The organism is Candidatus Synechococcus spongiarum SH4, assembly GCF_000586015.1.
In the GTDB taxonomy this organism is placed as follows: Bacteria; Cyanobacteriota; Cyanobacteriia; order PCC-6307; family Cyanobiaceae; genus Synechococcus_B; species Synechococcus_B spongiarum_F.
In genome coordinates, this window is sequence record NZ_JENA01000050.1 from 1 (window position 1) to 9,114 (window position 9,114).

The following is a 9,114-nucleotide window of genomic DNA, read 5'->3' on the forward strand; positions in this document are numbered from 1 at the left end:
GGGGTTTCTACAAGGTGACGGATGGCCCGTTGCTGGCCTTCGCGGAACTGGGCATCCGGTCGTCCGGTGCCCTCACGCAGCAAGGCCAGAGCACGTTGGGCTTGGTACTTCATGAACTGATCGTGACTTGTGCAGGAAAATGCCGAACCGAAAGGATTGGAATAATCCAACTTTGTGGATGGCATCGGCTAATAAGCAGTCAACTCAAATGGTCGCTCTGCCATTCCCGCAGCCTTTGCAAGGATTCCATCTGGTGCAGCTTCAGCTTTATTTGTTGATCCTGGTGCTCCAACTGGTCCAGGGCAGGATTCTCCATCTCTTCCTTCCCAGCCTGACGCCGTAGGTCCTGATACTCTACCCATTTCTGTCGCAGCTTTTGTAGTTCACCATCCCATGTCTGCCATAGCTCTCGTAGTTCATCTAACTCCAACTCTTGTACCGGCCGCCGTCGTCCATCGAACTGCAGTTCTTGTGATTCAAGCAACTCCTCTCTCTTTTCCTGCCAAAGCTTGTATAGTTGCTCAAAATTCTCCATCTCTTCCTGTTTGCCTTTTTTCACTAAATTACACTGTAATCTATACAACTCCTCCAGTTTTATCTCGATTATGAGAAATCCAGACGGGAACTGATCTCTCAATTCAAGCTTCTGCAAAATCTTTTTCGCCACCTCAGACTGCTTCTCTTGTGCCGCCGACTGCTGATTCTCCTGCTGCTCCAATTGATCTTGCTGCCACTTCAGGTGAGCCAACTCCTGGACTGAACTTTTCCACTTCTCCAGCTTTTCCTGTTCCACCGAATTATCCACCTCATATCGGAGACGATAATCCACCTCATACCGGAGCCTGGCCCACTGCACGAACTGATCTTCCTGCCCAGTATTCACATCATTGAACAGGCTCTCAAGCTGCTGCTCTTTCTCAAGCAGATCCAGGAACTCCAGCAACTCGTACCCTTCATCCAATAGCTGTTTTACTTGCTGCTGCACCTGCCCCAGAATCAATTTCTCGACTCGATCCATTTTCAGAAGCCTCTCTACAGAGTAATGGCATTTTACAACATTAAGCCCCTATTGATTCCCTTGCCCACCACCCCCTGAGGTCGGTCAACACCAGCAGGCAGCTGGTGGGTTCGGTAGACTTCACGGCAGCATCAGCCGCGGATTGATGCCCGGATCCGGCGCTGGCATTCCCATGCAACAGCAGGACTTCACCACACTCCGTGCCGTCTGTCATGAACTGGACCAGCAGGTGGCGCCCAGTCGTTTTGTCAAGGCTCAGCAGAGTGATGGCGCCACCATCCATATGGGTCTGCGCACCGTCAGCATCCACCTGTGGCTGGAGTTGAGCTGGTCCGCGGCGGCGCCCCGCTTCCATCCCTGCCCACCCCCGCCCCGCCAGGGCGCCGGCAGCACCCTGGCCCAACAATTCCACCACGGTCTGCGGGGACTGGCGCTGACGGCCCTGCGGCAGCCTCCTTGGGAGCGCATTGTGCAACTGGAGTTCGGCAAGCGACCGGGGGCCGTGGTGGAGCGCCGGGTGGTGTTGGAGTTGATGGGTCGTCACAGCAACCTGTTTCTCCTGGATGCCACAGACCGGATCATGGCCATGGGGCGGCAGGTGAAGCCCCGGCAGTCCCGTGTTCGCCCCCTGGGCTGTGGTGACCGCTACGCTGCACCACCCCCTGCGCCCGGCCGCTTGCCGAATGGAGAAGAATCCTGCGCCAGTTGGCGGACACACCTGCAACTGGCGCCCCTCCCTGTGGCCCAAGCCCTCTGGCGACGCTATGGCGGCATCAGTCCCGGCTTGGCCCGCCAACTTTGTGGCGAGGCCGGGGTGGACGCCACAATCTGCGTCACCACCCTGACCGGGGACCAGTGGCAGGCCCTTTATCGGCAATGGCAACTCTGGCTGGCTGCCCTGGAAAGCCGACAGTTCCGGTTTCAGTTGGAGGGGGATCAGGGTTATCGGGTGTGGCCGGCGCCACCGGTGGGCCAGGGCGGCTCCAGGTCCACGGATGGACCGGATCAGAGTGTGGGTCTTGCCCTGGCGGCATTCCATGGTCGCCATCTCCGCCATGCCCGGTTGCAGCAGGACCACCAGCGTCTGGCGCAGGTTTTGTGCAAGGCTATGGCGGGAGAACAGCGGCTGCTGGGGGATGTTCAACAACGGTTGGCCGCTGTGGCGGACCACACCGCCCTGCAGCGCCTGGCGGATCGGTTGATGTGCTGCCCGGATCTCCAGCACAGCGGGTTGACCACCCTGTTGGCGGCGGACCCCATGGGGGGACCTCAGGAGCCCATTCCCCTGGATCCGGAAAAAACCATCCTGGCCAATGCGCAGCAGCTTTACCGGAAAGCCCGCAAGCTGCGCCGGTCCCGCCAGGCGCTGGAACCACGGCTGGCCCGGCATCGCCAGCGCTTGGCGCGGCTGGAATCAACCCATGACCAGTTCCTGCTCCACTGGAGCGTCGCCCCTCCCCACCAGCAGCAGGTCCTCCTGGAGGAGCTGGAGGATGAACTGCGTGAATTGGGATTGCCCCCCTCCTCCGTTGCCGTTTCTCCAGTGGGAACAACCGTTTCCCAGCCCCTCCGGTTGCGCAGCCCCGGGGGTCTGCGGCTACTGGTGGGGCGCAACAACCGACAGAACGACCGCATCAGCATCCAGGAGGCGCGCCGTGGCGACCTCTGGTTTCATGCGCAGGAGATGCCCGGCAGTCATGTGGTGCTCAAGGTGAGTGAAGCTGCCGGGGCGGACGAGAAGGACATGCAAGCCGCTGCGGACCTGGCGGCTTATTTCAGTCGGGGGCGGGGCAACAGCGCCGTTGCGGTGGTGAGCACCGAGACCCGCCATCTGCAACGGATTCCCGGTGCAGGACCAGGTGTCTTGCGCTTCCGGGAAAGCCGTGTGCTCTGGGGGCATCCGGACGGGGCGGCGCCCCTACTGCGGAGCAAGGATCCCTAGTCTCGGTGGTGATCACGACCGTATGGGCCTCTGTTGTCCACCCGGTCCCCTCTCAAGCCCCAGTCTGTGCCCCAATCCGAGTTCCCCGATGAGGTGGAAATGTCCCTGTTGGGCCACCTTGACGAGTTGCGCAACCGCCTGTTGCGGGGCTTGCTGGCCATTGCCGTCTGCGCCGGGTTGTGTCTGATGGGGGTGCGCCCGCTGGTGCGTCTTCTGGAGCAACCTGCCCAGGGAATTCGTTTTCTGCAGTTGGCCCCAGGGGAGTTCCTGTTTGTGTCCCTGAAGGTGGCGGGATATGGGGGCCTGGCGCTGAGTTTGCCCTATCTGGTCTATGAAGCGCTCCAATTCATCCTGCCCGGCTGAACCGGTCGGAACGCCGGCTGGTGGTGCCTGCCGTGGCTGCCTCTACGGTGCTGTTTCTGGTGGGCGTCACCTTTGCCTGGTGGACCCTGGCACCGGCGGCGCTCCGTTTTCTGGTGGCCTATGGCGCCGACGTGGTGGAGCCCCTCTGGTCCATTGAGCGCTACCTGGACTTTGTCCTGCTGCTGCTGCTGGCCACGGGCCTGGCTTTTCAGTTGCCTGTGCTGCAGGTGTTGCTGGGTGTGTTCGGTCTGGTGGACGCGGTCACCATGTTGCGGTCCTGGCGCTGGGTTGTGATGGGCTCAGCCCTGGCCGGCGCCGTGCTGACACCCTCCACGGATCCCATCACCATGGTGCTCCTCAGCAGCGCCATCACCCTTCTCTTTCTGCTGGGGGTGGGTCTGGTGGCCCTGGTGCGCTGGCGCCGGCCCCAGGCCGGTTGATCACCCTTGGCCGCCGGATCGTGACGGCTATCGCAACGGCAGGCTGAGGGCTTTGCCCAGGCGGGGCCGGTCGGTTGTGGTGCGCAGCCATGTGCGCACCGCCTCTCCCTTGTCCATCCCGTTGATGGTCTCCACTACGTCCGCCAGGCGGGCAAGATAGGTGGCTTCGTCCAGGGGGAAGGACATCTGCTCCAGGTAGCCCCACATGATGTGCAGGTAGATGCGCTGCTGCCTCTGAATCAAGTGGACGTCGTAGGATGCGCCCCAGCGTTGCTGCAGCAGAGCGCGGACTTCGGTAACGGTGAGTGGGCCGGCAGCCATGGCCAATGTTTTTTGCAAAACGCCACAGTCCTGTTGGGCTGCCGCCAATGACGCCAGCCCCGTCTTCATAATGCAGAGGCCAAGGTCTAAAATGCTACAGCCAGCGTGGATCCCCAACGTCCTGGGGCGCCAAAGACCATTCTCTCCCGCAGCAGATGACACAACTCCAGGCCAGTGACGTTCCCGGAATGGGGCGCCGCCAATTCATGAACCTGCTCATGTTTGGCTCCGCCACAGGCGTTGCCCTCGGCGCTCTTTACCCCGTCGTCAGCTACTTTATCCCCCCCAAGCCGGGGGGAAGCGGCGGTGGCGCCACCGCCAAGGATGCCCTGGGCAACGACGTGACCGCCAGTGGCTGGCTGGCCAGCCACCCGGAGGGGGACCGCAGCCTGGTGCAGGGCCTCAAGGGGGACCCCACCTATCTCCTGGTGCAAGGGGAAGCCGCCTTGGCCGGCTTTGGCGTCAATGCCGTGTGTACCCATCTGGGTTGCGTGGTTCCCTGGAATGCGGGCAAGAACCGCTTCATCTGCCCCTGCCACGGGTCCCAGTACGATGAAAACGGCAAGGTGGTGCGTGGCCCGGCGCCCCTCTCCCTGGCGTTGGCCCACGTGGAGGAGAACAACGACGTGGTCTTCCTCAAACCATGGACGGAAACCGACTTCCGCACCGGTGATTCCCCCTGGTGGGCCTGACGTTTCAAGAATCATCCGCCACCCACCGTGTACCCAACGTTCATGCATCCCCTACGCGCCCTGGTCGTCGGCCTCCTTCTGGTTTGCCTGACCCTCTTTGTTCAACCTGACGCCGCCCGGGCCTACCCCTTCTGGGCCCAGCAAGTGGCGCCGGAGACCCCGCGAGAAGCCACCGGCAAGCTGGTGTGCGCCAACTGCCACCTGGCCCAGAAACCCATTCAGGTGGAGGCGCCGCAGGCGGTCTTTCCGGATACGGTCTTCAAGGCAACGGTCAAGGTTCCCTACGAGAAGGGCGCTTTGGAACTGGCCGCTGACGGGAGTCAGGTTCCCCTGCAAGTCGGGGCGGTGTTGATGCTGCCGGAGGGCTTTCACCTGGCGCCCGAGGATCGCATCCCCGAGACCATGAAGGAGGAGATGGAGGGGATCTACTACAGCACCTACAACGACAGTTCGGACAACGTCATTCTTGTTGGTCCCTTGCTCGGCGACCAGCACCAGGAACTTGTCTTCCCTGTACTGTCCCCCAACCCGGCTGAAGACAGCGCCATCAATTTCGGCAAGTACGCCGTTCACGTGGGCGGTAATCGGGGACGGGGCCAGCTCTACCCCACCGGCGATAGAAGCAACAACGGGGTCTGGACAGCAGACGTGGCTGGGGAGGTCACCGGCATTGACGACAATGGGGACGGCAGCCATGTGGTCCATATCGCAACGGATGCCGAGACCGTGGTTGATGCCGCGATTCCAGCGGGTCTGGAGGTGATCGTTGCCCCTGGAGAAACCGTTGCCGCCGGCGCTGCCTTGACCGACGACCCCAACCAGGGGGGCTTCGGTCAACACGATACGGAGATCGTGTTGCAGAGCCCATGGCGTATTCTGGGGATGTTGGGCTTCTTCACCCTGGTGCTGGCCACGCAAATCTTCTTTGTGCTCAAGAAACGCCAGGTGGAGCGGGTGCAAGCTGCCGGACAGCTTTAAGACTCCGAGGAGGAGGACCGTTTATCCATGGGAATACCTGGTGGCGTGTTGGGCCTGGTTTTTCAATCGCCAGGTCCGATGATTCCCCATACGCCTCTGCGCTGGTACGGGGTGCTGATTGCCCTGGCTGTGGTCATTGGCCTCACCCTCTCCAGCCGATTGGCCCGCTGGCGTGGTCTTGACCCGTTGCTGATTTCGGATCTGCTGCCGGTGCTGGCCATTGCCGCCGTGGCGGCTGCCCGCATCTACTACGTGGCCTTTGAATGGGAGCGCTACCACGGCGCCTGGACACGGTTGTTCGGGGTGATTCCCATCCCCCGCGCCTTCGCCGTCTGGGAAGGGGGAATCGCCATCCATGGGGCCATGGCGGGGGGGCTTCTGGCGGTGTGGATATTTTCCCGCCTCCGCCAGCAGCCCTTCTGGGATCTTCTGGATGTGCTGGCGCCGTCCCTGGTCCTGGGGCAAGCCATTGGCCGCTGGGGCAACTTCTTCAACTCGGAAGCGTTTGGTCTGCCTGTGCCGGCAGATTTTCCCGTCAGCGTCAAGATTCCCCAGGCCCTGGTGGATCCCCAGGTGCTGGCCACTCAGCCCGAGGCCAGTCATTTCCATGCCACCTTTTTCTACGAGTCCCTCTGGAATCTGGCCGTCTTTGGTGTGCTGATGGCTGTGTTGTTGCGCTGCCGCCGCGGTCGATTCAGGCTGCCGGCGGGGGCGCTGACCTGTATCTATGCCGTTGCCTACGGCCTGGGACGCTTCTGGATTGAAGGGTTGCGCACCGATCCCCTCTGCCTGTTCTCCAGTCCCCCCTTCTGTGAAGGGGGCCTGCGCATTGCCCAGGTGATGAGCGGGGCCATGATTGTGGTGGGCAGTATGGGCCTGGCCTGGCTTTATGGCTTGCGTCGCCCCTTGCCAGGCTCGGAGCCCACGTCTTGAACGCCATACAACCACCAGGGTCTGTGGCCATCGTGGGGGCTGGGCCCGGCGCCCCCGACCTGCTCACCCTGCGGGCCCATCGGCGCATCCGGGAGGCCCAGGCCCTCATCTGGGCTGATTCTCTCGTCTCCCCCGCCATTGCCGCCCTGGCCCCTGCGGACTGCCCACGGATTTCCACCCGCAGCCTCACCCTGGAGGCGGTGATGGAGGTGGTGCTGGAGCGGGCCCGGGCCGGCCAGCGGGTGGTGCGTCTCCATGACGGCGATCCTTGCCTCTATGGCGCGCTCCATGAACAGATCTGCCGCCTGGCCGAGGCCGGCGTGGAGGTGGAGGTGGTGCCCGGAGTCAGTGCCTACCAGGCTACGGCAGCGGCCCTGGGCCAGGGGCTGACCATCCCCGGCATGGTGCAAACCGTTGTGTTGACCCGTGCTGCGGGCCGCACCGGTACGCCTGAACGGGAAGCGCTGCGACAGGCGGCGGCTCTGGGAGCCAGTCTCTGCCTGTATCTTTCGGCCCGCCATGTTGAGGTTGTTCAGGAGGAGCTACTGCTCCATTACCCCGCCGACACGCCTGTGGCCATTGCCTTCCGCATCAGTTGGCCTGACGAGCAGCTCCTGCTCACCACCCTTGACGCCATGGCCGCCACCACCACAGCACACAAGTTGATCCGCACCACCCTTTATCTGGTGAGCCCCGCCCTGGCTGCCGGCCCAGACTGTCGCTCACGACTGTATGCACCCGGCCATACCCATTTGTTTCGAGGGGGGATGGCCAAGGGGCGAAGCACGGTTGCAATGTCCCGCCAGGGCCAACAAAAGCAGGGGCAGCGGGTGGATATTGGGTAAGTGGGAGTCAGTTATGAGCCTCGCCCTGGCCCAACCCCAGCTTGAGGCTATTACCGCTGCCTGCCGCCGCCATCCGGTGGCGCACATGTACGCCTTCGGTTCCGTGGTGTGATCCGACTGCCGCCCCGGCGAGAGCGACATCGACCTGCTGGTGGAGTTTCACCCTTGCGAACCCGGAATGATTGGGTGGTCTTGGAGCCTCTGGTAAGGTTTCAAGACCTCATTCCTGGGCGAACTGACACGGTGGAATCTTTGATTGCTCACAAGTGGAATCCACTTACCAATTTACCACCGGATTGGAAGGATCTGTGCCGCGAAGACCTTGCAGCAGTCCGAAAACAGTGGAAGGATGACCGCGATCTCATTCGAGACGACACGAAGGTCCGGAAAATCCGTGAGAGGCTCGCACTTCAGTGGGCCATCGAGACAGGAATGATCGAGCGTCTCTACAGGGTCAACCGCGGCATCACGGTTCAGATTCTCGAAGCCGGGATGGAGGCACTGGGCAAGTTTCATGCACAAGGCGGCATTTCCCAATCAGCCCGAGCATTGATCACGGACCAGCGAGCAGCCATTGACATGGTGATGGATTTGGTGGGCGGTAATCGCGTCCTATCCAGCTTCTATGTCAAGGAACTTCATCATTGCCTTACCCTCAGCCAAGAGACATGCGAAGCTGAAGATCCCGACGGAAACCGCACATCCGTCCAACTCCTGAAGGGGCAGTGGAAGAAGCAACTCAACAACCCGACTCGGCCCGACGGATCGATTCACCAATACTGTCCCCCTGATTTTGTGCAGGACGAGATCGACAATCTGCTGAGGTTGCATCAGACGCACACCGACGTATGCCCCGAGGTGGAAGCGGCATGGCTCCACCACCGGTTCACACAGATTCACCCATTCCAGGACGGCAACGGCCGCGTTGCACGCGCCCTCACCTCCGCCATCTTCCTGAAGGCTGATTGCCTCGTGCTTGTGGTTCGTGATGAAGAGCACAGGGAACGCTATCTCGATGCCCTGGAGGCTGCCGACCGTGGCAACCTGAAACCGCTGGTGGATCTCTTTGCCGACATTCAGATTAGCGACCTGAATGAGGCGATTGACTCCGTGAGAGAGATCCGTGGCCCGGTGGTCAGTGTTGCAAAGAAGCTCGCGAAGCGAGCAAGCCTGCGCAGAGTTTCCTCACAGGAGCAATCCAATCAAGTCATAGAACGTCTGATTGGCATCGCAAAAACTCGCCTCGAAGAGGTGAAAGGTGAGCTTGAGCGTGCTTTCGGAAATATCGGAAACCAAGGCATTTCCTGCCTGGATGCTCGCGTTCAGACCGACAGGCCAGACACGCGAGACTGGTGGTCTTGGCAGATCATTAAAGCCGCAAAGACACAGAACTACTACGCCGACCTCAACCGGTCGCGGCGTTGGGTGTTGCTGTCCCTCAAAAGACCGGAACTTGAAGACAGGGTGGCCAGGCTCGTCGTCTCGCTGCATGCGGTGGGTCGGGCGGCAGATCTTCACGCAGCGGCCGCTTTCCTGACATGGCCGTTAGAAGGTGAAGATGAATCCGGTTCCAGGAACTGGC

8 protein-coding genes and 1 pseudogene are annotated in these 9,114 nt (G+C 61.5%); 7 read left to right on the plus strand and 2 right to left on the minus strand.

Annotated elements, in window-relative coordinates; genetic code table 11:
• Positions 1-199 precede the first annotated feature (199 nt).
• Positions 200-1,018 (minus strand): hypothetical protein, encoded by an 819-nt coding sequence (locus tag BG35_RS0103760; RefSeq protein WP_025781771.1) that lies wholly within the window; start codon positions 1,016-1,018, stop codon positions 200-202.
• 172 nt (positions 1,019-1,190) lie between these two features.
• On the opposite strand from BG35_RS0103760, the gene BG35_RS0103765 reads away from it, so the two are divergent.
• A complete protein-coding gene (locus BG35_RS0103765) occupies positions 1,191-2,960 on the plus strand; it encodes an Rqc2 family fibronectin-binding protein (protein ID WP_034416907.1) in 1,770 nt (589 codons plus the stop codon).
• A 99-nt stretch (positions 2,961-3,059) separates the two neighbouring features.
• Positions 3,060-3,763 (plus strand): annotated as a pseudogene (tatC, locus tag BG35_RS10135) (twin-arginine translocase subunit TatC).
• A gap of 27 nt (positions 3,764-3,790) precedes the next feature.
• Here the strand turns inward: tatC and BG35_RS10140 are convergent.
• Complete coding sequence (locus BG35_RS10140) at positions 3,791-4,084, minus strand: DUF3067 family protein (protein WP_034416908.1); 294 nt, start codon at positions 4,082-4,084, stop codon at positions 3,791-3,793.
• Positions 4,085-4,239: 155 nt separating this feature from the next.
• Here BG35_RS10140 and petC point away from each other — a divergent pair, with 155 nt between their 5' ends.
• From petC to BG35_RS10150, 5 genes are all read left to right on the plus strand, one after another.
• Entirely contained in the window at positions 4,240-4,776 is a 537-nt protein-coding gene (gene petC / locus BG35_RS0103780; protein ID WP_025781773.1) for a cytochrome b6-f complex iron-sulfur subunit, read from the plus strand.
• 42 nt (positions 4,777-4,818) lie between these two features.
• Entirely contained in the window at positions 4,819-5,754 is a 936-nt protein-coding gene (locus BG35_RS0103785) for an apocytochrome f (RefSeq protein WP_025781774.1), read from the plus strand.
• 27 nt (positions 5,755-5,781) lie between these two features.
• The gene (lgt, locus tag BG35_RS0103790; RefSeq protein WP_034416905.1) at positions 5,782-6,687 is read left to right on the plus strand and encodes a prolipoprotein diacylglyceryl transferase; all 906 of its coding nucleotides are present in this window, start codon (positions 5,782-5,784) and stop codon (positions 6,685-6,687) included.
• Between the two features lie 23 nt (positions 6,688-6,710).
• Positions 6,711-7,532 (plus strand): precorrin-4 C(11)-methyltransferase, encoded by an 822-nt coding sequence (gene cobM / locus BG35_RS0103795; protein WP_025781776.1) that lies wholly within the window; start codon positions 6,711-6,713, stop codon positions 7,530-7,532.
• Between the two features lie 192 nt (positions 7,533-7,724).
• The coding region (locus tag BG35_RS10150) for a Fic family protein (RefSeq protein WP_051506133.1) at positions 7,725-9,114 on the plus strand (1,390 nt) is incomplete at its 3' end.